Consider the following 17376-nt stretch of genomic DNA (forward strand, 5'->3'; position numbering starts at 1 on the left):
CTTAGTTTTAAAATTTTATCACGTTCATTACATATGTGATTACAAAGGTAGTAAAATTTAATGCAGCATACCGGCTTGCGCGAGGGGAGGAGGGGAGGGTTTGAGGATGCTCCAACAAGAGTGCATAAAAGAGTTTTTCTAAGTTTACCTGAATAGTTTAGCTGCAAATAACAAGGTTTTATCCTCTCTTCTGATTTGGTCTTTTAGGCAAACAAAAAAAGCCTTCACTGCGTAGTGAAAGCTTTTTTTATTTAAAACAGGATGCGATCCTTATTTCTTCTCGAGATGATTTTTGTACCTGTTTTTGAATTTATCCACACGACCTGCCGTATCCACCAGCTTCATCTTTCCGGTGAAGAAAGGGTGCGAGGTGTGCGAAATTTCAAGTTTGATCAACGGATACTCTTTTCCGTCTTCTTCCCATTTGATGGTCTCACGTGTAGCCGCTGTTGAGCGGGACATAAAAGTGTAACCATTCGACATATCCTGAAAAATTACAGGTCTGTATTCTTTTGGATGAATTCCTTTTTTCATGTTTAAAATCTTTTATTTTCGGCCGGCAAAAGTAATTATTAATTTGTAAAAACCAACTATTTTCTAAAAAGTTATTCGAGATTTATTAAAAAATCAACAGTGTCCACACCATCGGCGTAATCCCAAAGCTGAGGGAACTGGCTTCTTCCGGGCGGTATTACCTGTGGCATTTCGCTGTCGATGCTCACCACACATTGTATCTGATCCTCCATCTGCGTAAGCTGCTTTTTTATTGCCGACAGGCTTGCATACTTTTCGTAATGAACCACGGCTACCGGCGAGGCAATGGCAGCATCTTCGCGCAGCAACAAAAAACCATTGTCGAGATGCGGCTGCCGGTTGACCAGAAAAACCGACTTATTGTAGTCGTAGTTGTTGAGGTATTTATGATTGGAAATTACGTCCGAAAAATCTTTGATGCACTCAAAAAACAGATCGAAATTGTAACCTTCCGGAACCCAAAGTTTTGAAACATTGCGACAGCCCAGACCGTAATATGCGAAAATGTCGTTACCAAGTGCCGTCAATTCATCAACACTTTCCTGGCCAGTAAGCACAGCCACTCCATTGCGGTTGTGGCGGATGATGTGGGGGTATTTTTTAAAATAAAAATCGAAATAGCGGGCTGTATTGTTGCTGCCTGTGGCAATCACGGCATCAAAGTCTTTCAGGAAACTGTCTGTAAAAGTGGCCATGCCTTTGAATTCCGGCTCTATTTTTTCGATAAATCGATGGATGAGCGGCAGCAGCCGGTCGTCGCTGCCCGAGAGCTTGCCCAGAAAACGATTGCCGGTAACCATCACCGAAAGATAATCGTGGAAACCCACTAGCGGAATGTTGCCGGCCATCACCACCGCAATGGTTTTTGGATCGCAGGGTTCCAGCTTATCCATGGGATAGCGGCACAGCCATTTTTCTGTTTTCTTCCGGTGCAGACTTTGACCGATGGCAAGCAAGGCCTGCTGCACATTTTCGGGAGTAAACCACGGATTGTGGTTGCGGCTCTCCACTACCAGTTCGCGCAGCTCGCTGATTTCCTTGCGGAAACTACGGAACTTCTCCTCGTCGGGGTTGCGAAGTATTTCGCCCAACTTGCTACATACGTTTATCCTGTCAGTAAGATTCACCGCTTTTTTTTGACAAAAGTAAGGCAAAGATTTCATCCGGTGGCCTTACAAATTATCAATCAGCGGAAATGGCTAAAGGTTATGAAAGATTACGTATGGTGAAAACCGGATGAAGATGATTGAATGATGAATAAAAAGATGGTAAACAGCAAAACCTGTGGGAATTCATACCGAAAAAATTAATTTTAAAAAGTGCCTTCAGAGTTTAAAAATATAGATATGTTCCAACTGCCCGACCTTGTGGTGGAAGAAGGGCTTCAACTGCCGCATTTTCAAGAGGTGAGGATCGGATATAATTAAATAATCAGCACCCTTTTCTATTTTTTCGTGAATATTATCGCTGTTCATCCTAATGTTGTAATTCGTCCAGCCCTTACGATTCATCATATACAATGTAATGTTAGGGCTGGGATCGGGAAGCGATATCACCCGATCATCAGGCTGGATGCCTAAAGCAGTGAAATACTCGGGGAGTTGGAGAAACTGTTGCTTTTCGACAACGTAACTCTTGTTTTGCCACGAATCAGGGTCATAACGTCCGTGGATACGCCGCCGGGCAAAGTCGATGCTGTGAATAAGTATAACTACCAGAAGTACTCTGAAGAATATAGACCGGTAAAAGGAAGGTAGCCGTTTTTTAAGCATCATTGCAAAACCCAATACCATGATTGGAATAGCTATGAGCGCATTTATCATATAATAATCATGATCTTTGAGTAATTCAAAAAATAAAATACCAAAAGCCACAACACCAGCTGGCAGCATCAGATTTAGTAGTGTTAAAACCCTGCTGGAGCGCGATGCGAACAGGAGTGACAGAATCCAAAAAAGGAGAATCAGATAAGAAATTTCGAGGCGGAAATAATTCCATCGGAAATGATCGCTAAGATGATGCACAACGCTTTGTATTTCTGCGGTGGTCAATGTCCAGATTGGGATAACCTGCGTTAGGAAAAATCCTCTGTTGTAGGTTGCGTTGTAATGTCTTGCATAAAAACACCAAACAAACACCACCAGTAAAACCATGGCAAAGGGGATGATTTGTATGCGTGGATTTGAGAATATCTTTGACCTACCCCGGGTTTTCATGCCCAGGAACTCAAGGATAAAAATACCCAAAATTGCAAAAAAGCCGAGTAAGGCGGATATTTTGAGTAAGCCAGCAATCGCAAAAAAAAGTGCAAACAAGTAAAGATGTTTACCTTTAGAGGTGGTGTAAAATCGCTCGAAAAAGCATATCCCAATCAAAGCCAGCGAAAAAGCCGGAACATCCATCAGGAAATTATTGGCATAATAGACCAAAAAAGGCGACGAAAAGAGGAGAAAAACGATAAAGAGCGCGACATAGGAATCATGAAGTAACCGTTCGGTGGTTTTGAAAAGCATGAAAAGCGCGGCAATAAAAATCGAGAGGTTGATGATGCGCATTACACTCTCACTGGGTCCGGTGCAATGCCATATTTGGGCAGTGAGGTAATAAATGATCGGAAAGTCACTCATCGCACGTCCTGTGCCGTCATTTCCCAAATTGTGCAGTGCCGGCATCAAAAACAGATTTTCGTCCTGATAGTAATTCATGGTCTGCGAAAGGCAATCACATTGACGCCAAAGATGAATGCTCTGGGGAGGAAGAAAGAGAATTTCGTGATAATTGTAAATGATAGCAACAAGGACGAAAATAATAACAAAAATGCCTGGCGAATAAGCAGGGAAATAAATAAACCGCGTACCTATAGGTTTATTAATCTTTAACTTCATTTTATTTTTTTACTAATTCGTCGGCAAAAGTAATCTTTCCACGCTTTCCGGTAAGCCAGGCTGCTGTTAAGGTAGTCAAACTTATTCCTTAGCTACAATACTCTAAGACCACATGTTGCACTAGAATGATTATCAGGGTTGGGAAAGCTAGCCTATCAACTGAGCTAAGAGTGTTTCAAAAGTTTTTCATGAATAAATCTTCTGCCTTGTGCAGTTTTTAATTGCTTTTCTCTTTTCAGAGCCAGACTTTTGCTTTCAAAGGTTTCGGTATAAAATATTTCCCAAGGCTGGTACCTCTTTGTCCATCCTTTGTTTTGTGGATGGTTATGGGATAACAACCTTCTATGAGGATCGACAGAATAACCGATGTAAATTTTATCAGCTGGTTTTGAATGTAAGATGTAAACGTAAAAGAGTGCTTCTTTTAGGATATCCTCTTTCATCTTGGTACTGAATAAAAAAAGTTTTAAGTTTTACCTTAAACCCTTATCATTTGAGCGGTAAATGGGGTTCGAACCCACGACCCTCAGCTTGGGATCCGCCAGCTGGCGGACTATCAACTGAGCAGGATTCAAGTTTCCTTTGAACTCGTTTTGAGCGGTAAATGGGGTTCGAACCCACGACCCTCAGCTTGGGAAGCTGATGCTCTACCAACTGAGCTACTACCGCTGGTATCGGCGGCAAAAGTAAAAATATTTCATTTCACCGCCTGTAGTTTTGATGAATTAAAGTCGGCCTTTAATAAACTCCAGTTCCGTAAAATCAAAATCGGGGTTGGGGACGTCGATTTTCATCTCATGGATGTTGGCTTGCGCATCCTGCACAAATTGCACGGTTCCTTTGGGCAGCGACGGAAGGTTGGTGAAGGTGATCTCGAAAGTGTCGAAATAAAGATGGCGTAGTGTGCCCAGAAATAGTGGCGATGGAACCAGTTGCACCATCAGCGTGTCGTCGCGCAGATATACGTTTGCATCACCGTAAAGTTGCCCCGAATAGGTGCCTGTGTATTCCTGAAGCGGCACACTAGGAGAGGTGTTATCGTATTTTTCGGCAGGCGTAGGTTCCTTCTTGCGGGCAGGTTCGTCCTTGTGGGGACGGTTCCGGTCGAGGATAAATGCGCTCCAGTCTTTATCAATTCCACCAAGCATCACGTCGAGCGTTTGGTATATCAAAGGATAGTACAGGCTTGAATTTTTGTTGGTGAGGATAACGAAACCCAGATTTTCGTCAGGAACCAGGCAGGTGTAGGAAATCATGCCGTCGTAGCCGCCGCTGTGGCTAACTATTTTATGTCCCAGATAGTTGTTCAAACCCCAGCCCAGCCCATAAGATTTAAAAAAGGTGGTAGGCCAGGTTTTTTCAGAAAACCCTGACACATTCTGCACGGTGTTTTGGCTCCACATCTCGCGGCTTCGTGCCGGACTAAATATGGTGTCGTCCTTCACGATGCCATGGTTGAGCTGCAGCATCAGCCATTGCGACATATCGTGCACACTCGAAATGATTGCTCCGGCGGCTGCCACGTTGTCCCAGTTCAGATATTCGATGGTGACGACTTCATCATTAAAATCAGTATGTGGCGTGGCTACGTTTTCAAATTTGTCGAGCTGTGTGGTGGAGGTGATGGAGCGGGTCATGTGAAGCGGCTCAAAAAAGTGCTCACGGATAAAGTCGTCCCAGCTTTTGCCGGTCACCGCCGGAATAATTTCGCCGGCAGCGATGTACATGATGTTGGAGTATCCGAAGTTTTCGCGGAAGCCATACATTGGTTTCAGAAAACGGGCACGTTCTATCACTTCGCGCCGGCTGTAGGTGCTGCCGTACCAGATTAGGTCGCCGCTAAAAGTGGCCAGTCCGCTGCGGTGCGTCAGCAGGTCGCGGATGGTCATGTGCGCGGTGACGTATGGATCGTACATTCTGAACCAGGGCAGATATTCTGTTACGGGGTCGTCCCAATGGATAAGCCCTTCATCAACAAGAATAGCCAGCGCGGCTGCGGTAAAAGCTTTGGTGTTGGAAGCTACCGCAAACATTGTGTTTTGGTCTGTGGTGCCACCGCTGTTGATGTCGCGTTGTCCGTAGCCTTTCTCGAAAACAATTTGGCCATTTTTTACGATAGCCACCGCCAGCGCCGGAACTTCCCAGTCGACGCGCGCCTTGGCATAATAATCGTCGAGCGTGGAAAGTTGTTTATTTAAATTGTCCTTCTGTGCATGAATGCCGGGCGCAAAAGCCAGCAAGCCTGCAAATATCATAAGGAAAGCTTGCGTTAAGAACCGATTTTTCATTATGAAAATATTAGTTTTTCGATGGTGAATTGTTTTCTATTTTGCGCATGAGTCGTGGCATAATTTCACCAGCCTTTCCACCCAGATAAATGTCGGTGATGGCATTGGTATAGTGCGATGGCTCGGGATTTATCTCAATGATCGTTGCTCCGCTTTGTTTGGCGATCACGGGAATCTGGCTGGCAGGCATTACCTCACCTGTGGATCCTATGATCACAAGAACGTCGGCTATGCGCGCTGCTGCCTGCGATTGCTGAAAGGCGTCCACGGGGATGGCTTCGCCAAAAAAGATAAAGTCGGGTTTAAGAAGTCCACCGCAGTGTTGACATTTGGGAGGTAAAACTTCAAGATCTACCTCGCCGGCAGGGTAATGCCGATCGCATTTCGTGCAACGAAGAATCTGCGAATTTCCATGAAACTCGTGGATGATGGTGTTGCCGGCTTCCTGGTGCAGGTTGTCGATATTTTGAGTGACGATGCAGCGAAGCAATCCCATCTGTTCTAATTTTGCCAGTGCCAGGTGGGCAGCGTTGGGCTTGGCTTTGCCAAAGAAATCGTAAAATATCTCCTTGATGACACGCCACGAATCCAGTGGGTTTTGATAAAAATATCCCAGGTCGAGCACTTGCGGGTCATATTTCTGCCAGAGACCTGAGGGGCCTCTGAATGGCGGGATGCCACTTTCGACAGAAACGCCGGCACCTGTGAATGCAATAAGGTTTTCGGCTGTTCGCATCAACTGCGCAGCCTTTAGAAGTCGTCGTTCGAGTGTAGGCATGAATGTTTGTATTTTGGATGTTCTTGCAAAGGTATTGAAAAAAGGAAAGTAATCTCCGACAATATGTTTCATAGGCATCATCCCCGGTAATTTAGTGTCTGAGCATAAAGTTGATTTTTTTAAAACAAAAATCAAAATTCAAATATCCGTAACAGTTTTGGCTATTGAGTTTTAAAATGTTGAAATTTATTGGTAAAGTGCCGTAGTTGATGTAAAAGACAAACTTTTCGTTTTAATTAGCATAATTCGCTTTAATTCTTGGATAAAACAATCAGCCAGATTATTTACTTTTGCCTCCAATCATAAAATAACATTATTTTGAATATCGATCCTAAGCTGAAACCGTTGCTGCTGGAGTATCTCACTGGCTTCGTGAGCGACAACAAGCGCGCTAAGTTTGAGGCCATTGTACAGCAACGCACACGCTACATCACCGTGGTGCTCGAAGATCTCTACCAGCCGCACAATGCCAGCGCCGTGCTTCGCAGTTGCGACTGTTTCGGAATACAGGATGTGCACATCATCGAAAACGCCAACGCCTACGAAGTGAATCCCGATGTAGCGCTCGGTTCCTCCAAATGGCTTGACCTGATCCGCTACAACGCTACCGAAAATAATACGCCGGAAGCCATTGCTACACTCAAAAGCAAAGGTTACCGCATTGTGGCCACAACGCCCCACCAGCACGAGGTAACGCTGCAAAAGCTTGATCTGAACAAAGGGCCGGTGGCACTGTTTTTTGGTACTGAGATGCGGGGCCTCACACCGGATGCGCTTGCCGGCGCCGACGAGTTTATGATTATCCCCATGTATGGATTTACCGAGAGTTTCAATATTTCTGTCTCGGTAGCGCTCAGCCTTTTTCATTTAACCGGAGAACTTCGGAACTCAACCATCCCATGGCAGCTGAGCAACGAAGAGCAGATTGATACAAAGCTCGAATGGGTGCGAAGGGCGGTAAAAAGCAGCGAAGGACTGATTAAAGAATTTTTAAGAAAACAGGCTGTAAAATAAATCTGTTTGCTGCTTGGTGAAAGTGAGTTTTCGGAAAAAGCAATTACCTTTGCAGCTATCAAAATTGTATTAATTATTAACAAAAATAAAGTACTATGGGAAAAGGCGACATGAAAACCAAGCGTGGTAAACGCATCCGTGGCTCCTACGGCAAAGTCCGCCCGCGGCAGCAGCAATCGGTGGTAAAACAAACCGAAAAACATTTGATGAGTGAGCATCTGATCGAGGAAGTGGCAGTGCCGGAAGCAGCCAAAAAAGAGACTAAGAAAGCGATGGAGGAAAAGGCAGCACCGGTAGCAGCCAAAAAAGAGACTAAGAAAGCGGTGGAGGAAAAGGCAGTGCCGGAAGCAGCCAAAAAAGAGACTAAGAAAGCGATAGAGGAAAAGGCAGCGCCGGAAGAAGCTAAAAAAGAGACTAAAAAAGCGGCAGAGGAAAAGGTAGCACCGGAAGCAGCTAAAAAAGAGACCAAGAAAGCCGTAGAGGAAAAGGCAGTGCCGGAAGCAGCCAAAAAAGAGACCAAGAAAGCGGTAGAGGAAAAGGCAGTGCCAGAAGAAGCCAAAGAAGAGACTAAGAAAACGACGAAGAAAGAACCGGACAAAGAGAAATAAATCTTGGTCACGATACAAATTAATGGCAGGAAGCTCCGAGGTATTCTGCCATTTTTTTGTATGTTTTGCCGCGCTCTTCAAAGTTGGTAAACTCATCGTAGCTTGCAGCTGCAGGCGAGAGCAGGCACGCCCTTCCCGTCGGAATTTTATCGAAGTACCGCGCTATCTCATCAAATTTTTCTACCACCACCATTTCCTGATCACTTCTGCAATGTGGCACAAAAAGTTGCGCCATGCGGCGGCCTGCTGCTCCGGTAAATACAAGAAGTTGCACATTGGATTTTGCCAAAAATTCAGCCAGAACCCCATAATTTATTCCCCTATCAAAACCGCCCAGAATAAGCATGTAAGTTTTATCAATGGTTTTTACGGCTTCGATGGTCGACTCTGGAATGGTGGAGATGGAATCGTTATAAAAATCACGCCCACAAAAGTTACCCACCCATTCCAGGCGATGTTCCAGTGACTGGAAAGTGCTGATGCCCAAATTGATTTCAGCCTCGGAAAGTCCCGCCAGCTGGCAGGCCTGGCGTGCAGCAGCTATGTTTTTTTTGTTGTGATTTCCGACCAGCGTTCCCGATCGTTCATCCCTTTCAGCAGTAGGATCAATCGGATGCAAACGTGCAGCATGTGACAACATGTGCAGCTGTTGGAAAATGCGCTCATTTTCTTTATCAAAAATAAGATGATCCTGCTGGTTTTGATAGCGCACAATATTCATCTTAGCACTGACATAAGCATCCATCCCACCAAAATAATCGAGATGTTCCTCAAAAAAATTTAGTAGGATTGCGATATGCGGCGCATGATGAACATACTCCAATTGGTGCGCCGAAAGCTCAAATACAATCAGCGTTTGGGCATTTATTTTATCAATAAAATCAAAAGCTGGTTTGCCAATATTTCCGACCAATACTGCATCGCGCCCTGCCTTATTCAAAATATGGGAAATAAGACTGCTGGTGGTGCTTTTTCCTTTGGTTCCGGTGATGCCAATAATCTGCCGGCCATAACATTCCAAAAATAATCCGGCTTGCGAGAGCAAAACCTTCCCGTGCAGCATGTGCTTATGGCTACTAAGTTGCACCCCCGGCGATTTTATGATCACATCATAAACCTTGATAGCGTCGAGGTAGTTTTCGCCCAGGTGTAGCGCAATGTTGCTATCACCGGCTATTGCTGTCGTATCGGAGTTTTCGTTTCGATCGGCTATGGCCAAAGGCAATTTGGGAAAATGATGTCGCAGGTAGCGGTAGGTGCTTTGTCCCTCGCGGCCAAATCCCAGCAGAAGCACTTTCCCACTTTGCAGGTACCGTTGGAGCAATGCTTTCATCGATAATTTTTCCTCAGCAGTTTTTCAAAGGTGGGATTTAGAAAATGATCGTTGTTGAAGTCGTCGAGCAGATGGTCAATTTGCCGGCTTACGGGCGCCATTACTTGCTTGTAGTGGCGAAGCAGTGTCGGCAGGTGCATACCGGCCATCGACTTTATGACCCGTTGCAGGGCTGCGTTCACCTCTTCCGTTGTGCCCACACACTCGAAAGGTTTTTCGGGTGCCAGTCCGGTGAGCTCATCAAAGGTGTATTTTAGGCTTTCGTCGTCGAGCAGGTGGTGCCCGAAAATAGAGATGAGCTTTTGCTGATTTATAAACGGTGACAGGATAATCCAGGTAAAGAGACACTTGGGGCACTGTCCGCACCAGGTGTCGGTGCGTCCGCCAACATTACAGCTATTGAAATGTCCGTAAAACTTTGGCCTCCGCGCAAAAAGCCTCGCTATCTGCAGCTCATTGAGCGGCCGCAGGAAACTGAAATAATTAAAATCAGGGCTGATGTGCGCATGAACATAATCCCGGAAATCTTTTTCAAATTCATAACTTTTCGAATATTGATGATTAATTTTTGTGCCGGGAATCGTGGGCTCGTTGGCGCTGGATTCGTTGGAGAGGGCAATATACCGCATGTTGCCAAGCCGCGCAGCCAGAAGCGTAACGAATGCAAGCATCGCCGAAAATGGAGTGTGCCCGTTGAGGTAGCCTTCGTCGTTGAGCAGCAGCAGGCGCGGGTCGATGGTGCGGTTGGCGGTAATTATAGCAGCGGGGTCGATGCCGGCGGCCTCGATGGTACCAAAAGCTGACGGAAGCGGATTGACCATAAATGGGCGCACCGCCATGTCTTCATTTTTCAGGATGTCAAGCGTTATGGCCGAATCTTTTCCGCCTCCCACCGGAACCAGAATGTCGTCGGTCGTGTCAAAATGAAAGCTGTCGAAATTTCGATCGCTCTCGCTTACAATCTCTACAAACTTATTGGGATGGGTTTCAATGCCGTTAGTATAAAAAAACTCGCCAAGTCCGTTGAACCATAATTTTTTCCACCAGGTGATTTGCTGTTTGTTCAGCGTGCCGGCTTTTACGATTACAAGCGGCGGGCAGGCAGCTTTCCAATAACTCAGCAATTCGATCATCCCGATATTAAAAATTATCGTCTCCAGGCCTTTGATGTCGGCAGGTAAATTTTCAAACGGAGCCAGCGGCATCGTCAGCGTCGGAGCGAAATGAATATCGCCGGCCATGCTAAACGAAAATCGGATTGTTAGTTGCTTGTTGTCTTTTTGAAATGTGAAACTTTCATAAACTAAAAATGGGTGTTTTTCGCGTAATTGATTGTACGTGTTGGTGTTATCAATTATATTCATGTTATTCATTTGACTGGTGATGAAATTAAATTTTGAAAATCAAAAATAGACAATTAATTTTGAGAAATGGAAAATTTAGATGACATCCTGCACATCAAGGGCAATAAAGTTAAGCCGGCACCCGGTAAGATATTGATTTCAGAGCCTTTCCTGTTCGATCACTACTTTAAGCGTTCGGTGGTTTTGCTGGCCGATCACAACAAAGAAGGTTCATTCGGAGTGATCATCAACAAGCCCATGGCGGTGGATTTCAATGAAGTTGTTAAAAATTTCCCCGGTTTCGGTGATGACCTTTACCTGGGCGGCCCCGTGAGCACAAGTAATTTATTTTACATACATACACTTGGCGATCAAATCATCGACAGCGTGCTCATCCGCAAAGGTTTGTATTGGGGTGGCGATGTGGAACGCATCAAAGAGCTACTTCTCCTCGGGCAGCTCAACAAGCACAACATCCGCTTTTTTGTCGGTTATGCCGGATGGATGCCGCGCCAGCTCGATATGGAACTCAAGCGCGATTCCTGGCTTGTCGCCGATATTACCACGCGCCAAATTATGCATGGCAGCGCAGAAAACCTGTGGAAAGATTCCCTGCTGCGGCTGGGCGATCAATACCGCCATTGGATTAACTTTCCCAGCGAGCCATCGCTAAATTAAGTTGGAAATTAGAGGTTGGAAGTTAGAAAAGATGACGATTAGTAAAAAGTGGGGAGCAGGCTGCGCAATTCTGGTTCAGGCTTAGGTTAAACCTAAGCTGCATCTATTTCCGCAGGCTTTGCCTGCTTTTTTTAATTCATCTGAAAAATGATAGCAACAGGCAGAGCCTATAGAAATAGAAAAGACAAGGCTTAGCCTCGTCTAAACACCGGGTAGGTTGCGCACTCTGACACCCCGACAATCTCTCCATTCACCTGGCACTCGTATCGCCTACAATTCTTCCTTTTTCGAGGGTGATGCATCGGGCGGGAAATTTTTCGATAAGAAAATGATTGTGTGTGGCCATGAGCACCGTAGTGCCGGTTCGACTGATTTCGTGCAGCAGTTGCACGATTCCAGAGGAAGTTTCTGGGTCGAGGTTGCCGGTTGGTTCGTCGGCCAGAATTACCTCTGGTTTGTTGAGCAGAGCGCGAGCAATACAGCCCCGCTGTTGCTCGCCACCGGATAGCTCGTGTGGAAGCCGGAATCCTTTGCTTGCCATGTCGACCATTTCCAGCACCTCATGAATGCGGTCCTGAATTTTTTTCTTGTCGCGCCAACCTGTCGATTTCAGTACAAATTCCATATTAGCATTAAGGCTGCGGTCGGTGAGCAGTTGGAAATCCTGAAAAACTATTCCCATCTTGCGACGCAGGAATGGGATGTGATGATCTTTGATGGAGCGCAGATCATATCCTAAAATAAGTGCTGTTCCTTCCTCGGTGGGCAACTCGGCATACAACGCTTTGAGCAGACTCGTTTTTCCGCTGCCGGTTTTGCCAATCAGATAAGCGAATTCACCTTTTTCCAAATGCATGCTCATTTGCGAAAGCACCAGCAACGTGCGCCGGTAAACTGTTGCTTCTTCAAGGATGATGGTGTGCAGGTAGTTCATCAGCGGGGTGCAAAAACTGTTTGGAACATAGTCGGGTAAACGTTGATACGGATTTTGCCGATCAGCGATCGATAGGCATCTTCTCCGGCAAGCGAATAGCTGCTTCCCAGGCCGGCAATTTCACCTGACGTTGTGGTGTAAAGAGTCATATTGCGATGGTCTGTAAGGGTAAAGCTGGCCGAGAGCACGCTGTTGTATTTGCCGTTTACCGCCGACCCCTGGCGTGTGTCGGCTACGATGGTCAGCAGCATGCCGGCCGCGGAGGGGTGAGTAGCAACCTCGAAGCCATCGGCGCGGAGCAGTGTTTCCATCTCTTGTTTTATAATCGTTTGCGCAAGCTGATTCCCCAGATTATTCTCGGTAGTATTTACAAAAAACACAGGAGAAAGCATCTCGACAGGCAAAACAAATTCAGGCAGGGTAATGCTTTGAAGCAGCTTTCGAATCAGTACTTCCTGCGTATTGTCTTTCAGGATTTTTGTGATGTCGAGCGTGCTGCTTATCAGTTCTTCTTTCTTTTTTGAGTCGAAAGCCTCTATTTTTAATCTGACCAAACCCTCGGCGTCGCTGGTTTTTTCGGTGATGCGACCGGGGGCATAAGAATATTTTATAAGGATGGGGATGCCCTGCAACGCTTGGTTTTGCGTGTTCAGCACCATTAGCTGCAGCTGATCGAAAGTGGTGGTGCTTCCCCGTGTTACCGTTAGTCTTCCCATTGGATAGGCAATGCGTATGCTTCGGATTTTGTCGAGAAGCTCGCTTATCAGTAATCCGGAAAACTCCTGTTGCCGGCCATCAATTTCCGTGGTGAGTGACTCGCCAAGAAAATCTTTGATATTTTCGAGCGATTTGATATAAAACCGCAACGCATCGGCGCTCTTGTTCTGGCCATTCATCAGGCGTGCACGCTCAAAGTTGAAGCTTGCTTCGTCGAGTGCTTTGCTGATGCGCGTCTTTTTGACCTCGTTATATTTCTCTTTTGATAAACGATAGTAAACCCAGTATTGCTGAGCGTTTTCCCAGCTATCCGTCCGTTCGTAGCCTTCGAGTAGTTCCGCTGACGACATCATTATGTTGTTGCGGTAATATTCGCTGTAGTTGTTGTCGAATTCATATTGGCTGAGCACAGAAGTGGCGGAGATGTTAACGGAAATGCCGGCAGCCAGATCAGACAGTGCGTTTTGGCGGGCTATCTCGCGGTAATCGCTGCCGGCCGATGCCTTTGTAGCAGTGCCCACGCCATGGTAAAATCCGGGAGTGTCGGGGCTGCGCGTAACCCACGCCGGCGCCCCCGCCATCATTTGCTCATATTGTTGCGTTTTGCTGCCGGCACAGGCGCTCAACAAAAAGAGAAGCAGGTATAAATAGTTTCTGTTCATAAAGTTGATATAAAAACCTGCAAATCCATCGCGCACCCCCCGACCCCCTGAAGGGGGAGCTACCCGCGCACAATCGAGAGTGTGTGGGCTGGCTTCCCCTTTAGGGGATTGAGGGGTAGCGTGGGCATTTTTAAAATAAAAATCCTTATCTGAAATTTGAATTTTAAAAGACATGCGGTAAATAGTTATGATTTATTTGAAAATTCCCTTTTTGTTTTTGTGATTTAAAAATGTTGTCTCAAAAATTTTTAATCAAAAGGCAAAAGCTGTTTCATTTTTCGGGATCGAAATCATTAATCTTTTTAGCGATGTTGCTGGTTAGCGCGTTGTAAAGCTCGGATTGTAACGTTTCTGTCGATTTTACACGGGTATTGCCACGTAACAATTTCTGCAGGTTGTTATGTCCGCCATCGTCTAACACCCAGCCGCCGCTAACCAATTTTGCCGGGTACAGACTTTTGGTGTCACCATCGTAGGTGGCGTAATTGATCCCGTCGGTGCGTGTTTCCGAAACGGCATCCGACAGCAGAATTTCGCCTGTGGTTGTCGATACCAGGCGGTAATTTATTTTGAGCGAAGCGCTGTTGGTTTGCGACCAGGAAGTGTAATTTACCTTTTGGTCATAAACCTGGCTTGTGCCATCGCTTTTTTTAATGACCTTCCTTTCATAGCCGGTCAATTTGTTGCTGGCTAAATCGCCACTTTTACTTTGATAATTTTCAAAATCTAAAAATAAAACAGCTTTGATGTTTTTGGCGGAAGCCAGTTGTTTCATCGCCTGGTTGTCGATTTGGCCGGTGCGGTTGAGGATGCGGTTATCAATTTTCGAATCAAGCGCGGAGAGGTCGTACACTTTCAGGAAGATGTTTTTGCGCGCCAGCAGACTTTCCAACAAAACATTCTTAATTCGTGCCGACTCTCCGGAATTGTTCCGGATGGCTGGCGCATGGATGGCCACGGGGTAGGTGGCGCACTGCAGGGCGTTGTCGCGAAGTGTACCGGCATCTTTGTAAGTGGCGGCATCCGCGATGATATTATTAAAATCATAATATGCCGAACGACATTTCCCAGTCTGCATTTCCTGTTTGGCGCGCCGATAGAGTGGTTCGTTGCGGGCTTCGATGTATTGGACATGTACTTCGCGGTAGTTGGGGTTAACACTGTGCACGTCGCCGAGCGCCAGGGCTGCCTGATCGAAGTTTTCCTGCATCAGCAGCAGGGTTCCTTCGTTGTAGCGATCGTTTAGCGCTTGTTCCATGCGAGATTTGGTGTCTTTGTAGCCGGCATCTTTTTTATAGATAAAATCCCATTTGCGATAAGCATCCATATACTTTCCTTCGCTGTAAAGCTTTGTACCGTCGCGGTAGAGCGGTTCAAAAGTGGCTTTGTTGAGGTACGAACGAGTGTCGCGGTAGCTGGCATCTATTTTTGCGATTTCTTCAAATACATCTTTTGCCGACTCAAAATTCTGCTCGGTGATCATTCGCAAGCCTGCATCATAGCGCTCTTCGAGATAATTATCCTTGGCATCCTGATAGCAGCGCTCCAAAGCCGGATCAATTCGCAGCTTTAGGCCGGCACTTTCGAGCCGGTGGATCATATCGACGGACGAGAGGTAATTGTAAACGGTTTCACGGAAGTCGTTGCGTTGAAAGGCGCTGCGTCCCTGAGCTGAAAGTTCATCGAGGTAAAGCTGGCCGGTACGCCGCAGACTGATGTTCAGGTCGGGTTTGTCAGGCTTTCGCTTTAGTGCCGAAAGGTAAGACTCGGCAGCCTGCCGGTACATGCCAGCGGCTTCGTATTGCTGCGCCTGTTTGGTGAGTTTTTTCACCTTGCAGGACGTCATCGCTATCGTTATCGCGCCAAGCGCTATTATTAAATAAAGGTAGGAGTGCTTCATAGCTGCTAAAAAAAATATGGAGGCTCAAAAATAGTAAAAAGCGCGACTAAGAGGCAGGCGTGTTTTGATGGGGGAGGTAATTTTAAACTCATTTTTATCCGGGTTAAAACCCGTGGCTATTAAAAAGTACTGACTTTTAATAAAGTTTTCCTACTCTTTGTCGCTGAGCGCGATGATGTATTTTGACGGGCATTTTTCGAGATGGCTGCGCAGTATGGAATGGACATATTTGTTTTCGGTGTAGGGTTTTACTGCCTCTTTCAGGTAGCCGATCTGGTCGAAGCCGTTGATGTCGCGCGGGGCAAAGCCGAAGCCGTGGTAGCGTCCCTGCTCCACCCACACCACCGAGCATTCCTCGTTGCTGCGACCGTCGCCCAGCAGCAAAAAGTTTGGCTGCGAATATTCGTATCGATCTATTATCTGCTGAACGCGCGCATTGTAGCTGTCCGGACTTTCTTCGCCAATACAGGCGCCAAGGCATTCTTTTATTTTATATTGAAAACAGGAGCCAGGGGTATTGTAAAGATGACAAAGCTTCTGGCAGAGCTGATAATCTTCGCACAGCTGAAACAGGAAATTCTTGCCCGCCTGCATAGAGTTGAAGGTGGTGAGGGGCGCCTGCCCTTCGCAATCGTCGAGTTTGCAAAGTTTCAGATTTAGATAGCCTTGATCGTCGAGGTCGGTAAACAACCCGAAGTTAAACATGGTACGTCGCTGTGCACGATTGTAGATGGGCAGGTGGCGTTGTATTTCGTGCGATTCGAGAAGCAGCGCTATCAGCTCGTTGCCGGTAAGCTCATAGTCGATGTGCGCCACCTTGTTTTTCATCTCCAGCGCACGCTTGGTGGTGCAGTTAGAAAGATGCGACAGCACGCGGCTGTGGATATTTTTGCTTTTGCCAACATAAATAATGTTGTGCTGATCGTCCAGAAAGTAATAGACACCGCAGGCTTCGGGCAGCGAGCGTATTACCTCGGGTTTTAGGTTGCTGCTCAGCCCCTGCAACGACAATCCGGTGAGGTTGGGATCGATGCTCAACAGCATTTCGAAAAGCGTTGTCGTGGCGCGGGCGTCGCCATAAGCGCGGTGCCGGTGCGGGTTTTCGATGTTCAGGTCGGCGCAGATATTGCCCAGGCTGTAGGATTTGTGAAAGGGGATGAGCTTTCGGCTCAGTTTAACAGTGCACAGCTTCTCGCGATGGTAATCGTAGCCGAGACTCATGAACTCCTGCCGGATAAAGTTGTAGTCGAAGCTGACGTTGTGTGCCACAAAAATGCAATCTTCGGTGATCTCAACAATTTGCCGCGCCACTTCATAAAACTTAGGCGCCTCTGCTACCATGCGGTCGCTGATGCCGGTGAGCTGCTGGATGCGATAATCAATTTTTTGTTCGGGATTGATCAGTGTGGTAAATTCGTCCACAATCGCGCGACCGTCGTGAATGATAATAGCCACTTCGGTAATCTTGCCTGTTTTGTAGCTGGCACCTGTGGTTTCGATGTCGACAATGGCAAAACGCTGCCCTGATGATTTGGTGATACTCATGGTTTTATTCTGAACAATATCTCAACTTTTAGGCTCCAAAGTTATTGTAAATTTCCAGGAATTTGTTTCCGTCTGAATTTCATTATAAAAATAAAAATACCATTCTCTGCTACTGACGCCGGAAGTTTTTTAGCTTTGTCAGCTTTCTGTAAAGCAT

Annotated in this window: 15 protein-coding genes and 1 tRNA gene; 3 read left to right on the top strand and 13 right to left on the bottom strand. The window is 46.3% G+C overall.

The features are described from left to right. Positions 1-270: 270 nt before the first annotated feature. From VFC92_08090 to VFC92_08120, 7 genes are all read right to left on the bottom strand, one after another. Positions 271-534, bottom strand: a complete 264-nt coding sequence (locus VFC92_08090; protein HZK08148.1) for a type B 50S ribosomal protein L31 — start codon at positions 532-534, stop codon at positions 271-273. Between the two features lie 71 nt (positions 535-605). Continuing rightward, a complete protein-coding gene (locus VFC92_08095; protein HZK08149.1) occupies positions 606-1661 on the bottom strand; it encodes an acyl-CoA reductase in 1056 nt (351 codons plus the stop codon). Between the two features lie 198 nt (positions 1662-1859). Further along, entirely contained in the window at positions 1860-3239 is a 1380-nt protein-coding gene (locus VFC92_08100) for a glycosyltransferase family 39 protein (protein ID HZK08150.1), read from the bottom strand. Positions 3240-3583: 344 nt separating this feature from the next. Next, positions 3584-3862 (bottom strand): GIY-YIG nuclease family protein, encoded by a 279-nt coding sequence (locus tag VFC92_08105; GenBank protein ID HZK08151.1) that lies wholly within the window; start codon positions 3860-3862, stop codon positions 3584-3586. A gap of 153 nt (positions 3863-4015) precedes the next feature. Next, positions 4016-4088: transfer RNA gene (locus tag VFC92_08110), tRNA-Gly, on the bottom strand. A gap of 56 nt (positions 4089-4144) precedes the next feature. After that, positions 4145-5707: a serine hydrolase gene (locus VFC92_08115; protein ID HZK08152.1), complete on the bottom strand. Its 1563-nt coding sequence runs from the start codon at positions 5705-5707 to the stop codon at positions 4145-4147. Between the two features lie 10 nt (positions 5708-5717). After that, a complete protein-coding gene (locus VFC92_08120) occupies positions 5718-6485 on the bottom strand; it encodes an NAD-dependent deacylase (GenBank protein ID HZK08153.1) in 768 nt (255 codons plus the stop codon). Between the two features lie 318 nt (positions 6486-6803). On the opposite strand from VFC92_08120, the gene VFC92_08125 reads away from it, so the two are divergent. Further along, the gene (locus VFC92_08125) at positions 6804-7499 is read left to right on the top strand and encodes an RNA methyltransferase (GenBank protein ID HZK08154.1); all 696 of its coding nucleotides are present in this window, start codon (positions 6804-6806) and stop codon (positions 7497-7499) included. Between the two features lie 95 nt (positions 7500-7594). After that, positions 7595-8107 carry a 30S ribosomal protein THX gene (locus VFC92_08130; GenBank protein ID HZK08155.1) on the top strand — a complete coding sequence of 171 codons (513 nt, stop codon included), beginning with the start codon at positions 7595-7597 and terminating at the stop codon, positions 8105-8107. A gap of 19 nt (positions 8108-8126) precedes the next feature. Here VFC92_08130 and murD read toward each other — a convergent pair whose 3' ends face one another. Further along, positions 8127-9440 (bottom strand): UDP-N-acetylmuramoyl-L-alanine--D-glutamate ligase, encoded by a 1314-nt coding sequence (murD, locus tag VFC92_08135; protein ID HZK08156.1) that lies wholly within the window; start codon positions 9438-9440, stop codon positions 8127-8129. After that, positions 9437-10804 carry a hypothetical protein gene (locus VFC92_08140; protein ID HZK08157.1) on the bottom strand — a complete coding sequence of 456 codons (1368 nt, stop codon included), beginning with the start codon at positions 10802-10804 and terminating at the stop codon, positions 9437-9439. The genes murD and VFC92_08140 overlap by 4 nt, the downstream gene beginning before the upstream one ends. Positions 10805-10870: 66 nt before the next feature. Here VFC92_08140 and VFC92_08145 point away from each other — a divergent pair, with 66 nt between their 5' ends. Further along, on the top strand, positions 10871-11461 hold the full coding sequence (locus VFC92_08145) for a YqgE/AlgH family protein (protein HZK08158.1): 591 nt from the start codon (positions 10871-10873) through the stop codon (positions 11459-11461). Between the two features lie 250 nt (positions 11462-11711). Here the strand turns inward: VFC92_08145 and VFC92_08150 are convergent, their stop codons facing one another. The 4 genes from VFC92_08150 to VFC92_08165 all read right to left on the bottom strand — a co-directional run bounded on the left by VFC92_08150 (position 11712) and on the right by VFC92_08165 (position 17219). Next, positions 11712-12395, bottom strand: coding sequence for an ATP-binding cassette domain-containing protein (locus VFC92_08150; protein HZK08159.1), 684 nt, complete (start codon positions 12393-12395; stop codon positions 11712-11714). Further along, the gene (locus VFC92_08155) at positions 12395-13948 is read right to left on the bottom strand and encodes an LPP20 family lipoprotein (protein HZK08160.1); all 1554 of its coding nucleotides are present in this window, start codon (positions 13946-13948) and stop codon (positions 12395-12397) included. The genes VFC92_08150 and VFC92_08155 overlap by 1 nt, the downstream gene beginning before the upstream one ends. A gap of 97 nt (positions 13949-14045) precedes the next feature. Next, entirely contained in the window at positions 14046-15674 is a 1629-nt protein-coding gene (locus tag VFC92_08160) for a hypothetical protein (protein ID HZK08161.1), read from the bottom strand. Between the two features lie 150 nt (positions 15675-15824). Further along, on the bottom strand, positions 15825-17219 hold the full coding sequence (locus tag VFC92_08165; protein ID HZK08162.1) for an exonuclease domain-containing protein: 1395 nt from the start codon (positions 17217-17219) through the stop codon (positions 15825-15827). Positions 17220-17376: the final 157 nt, after the last annotated feature.

The organism is Bacteroidales bacterium (assembly GCA_035647615.1).
GTDB lineage: Bacteria > Bacteroidota > Bacteroidia > Bacteroidales > 4484-276 > SABY01.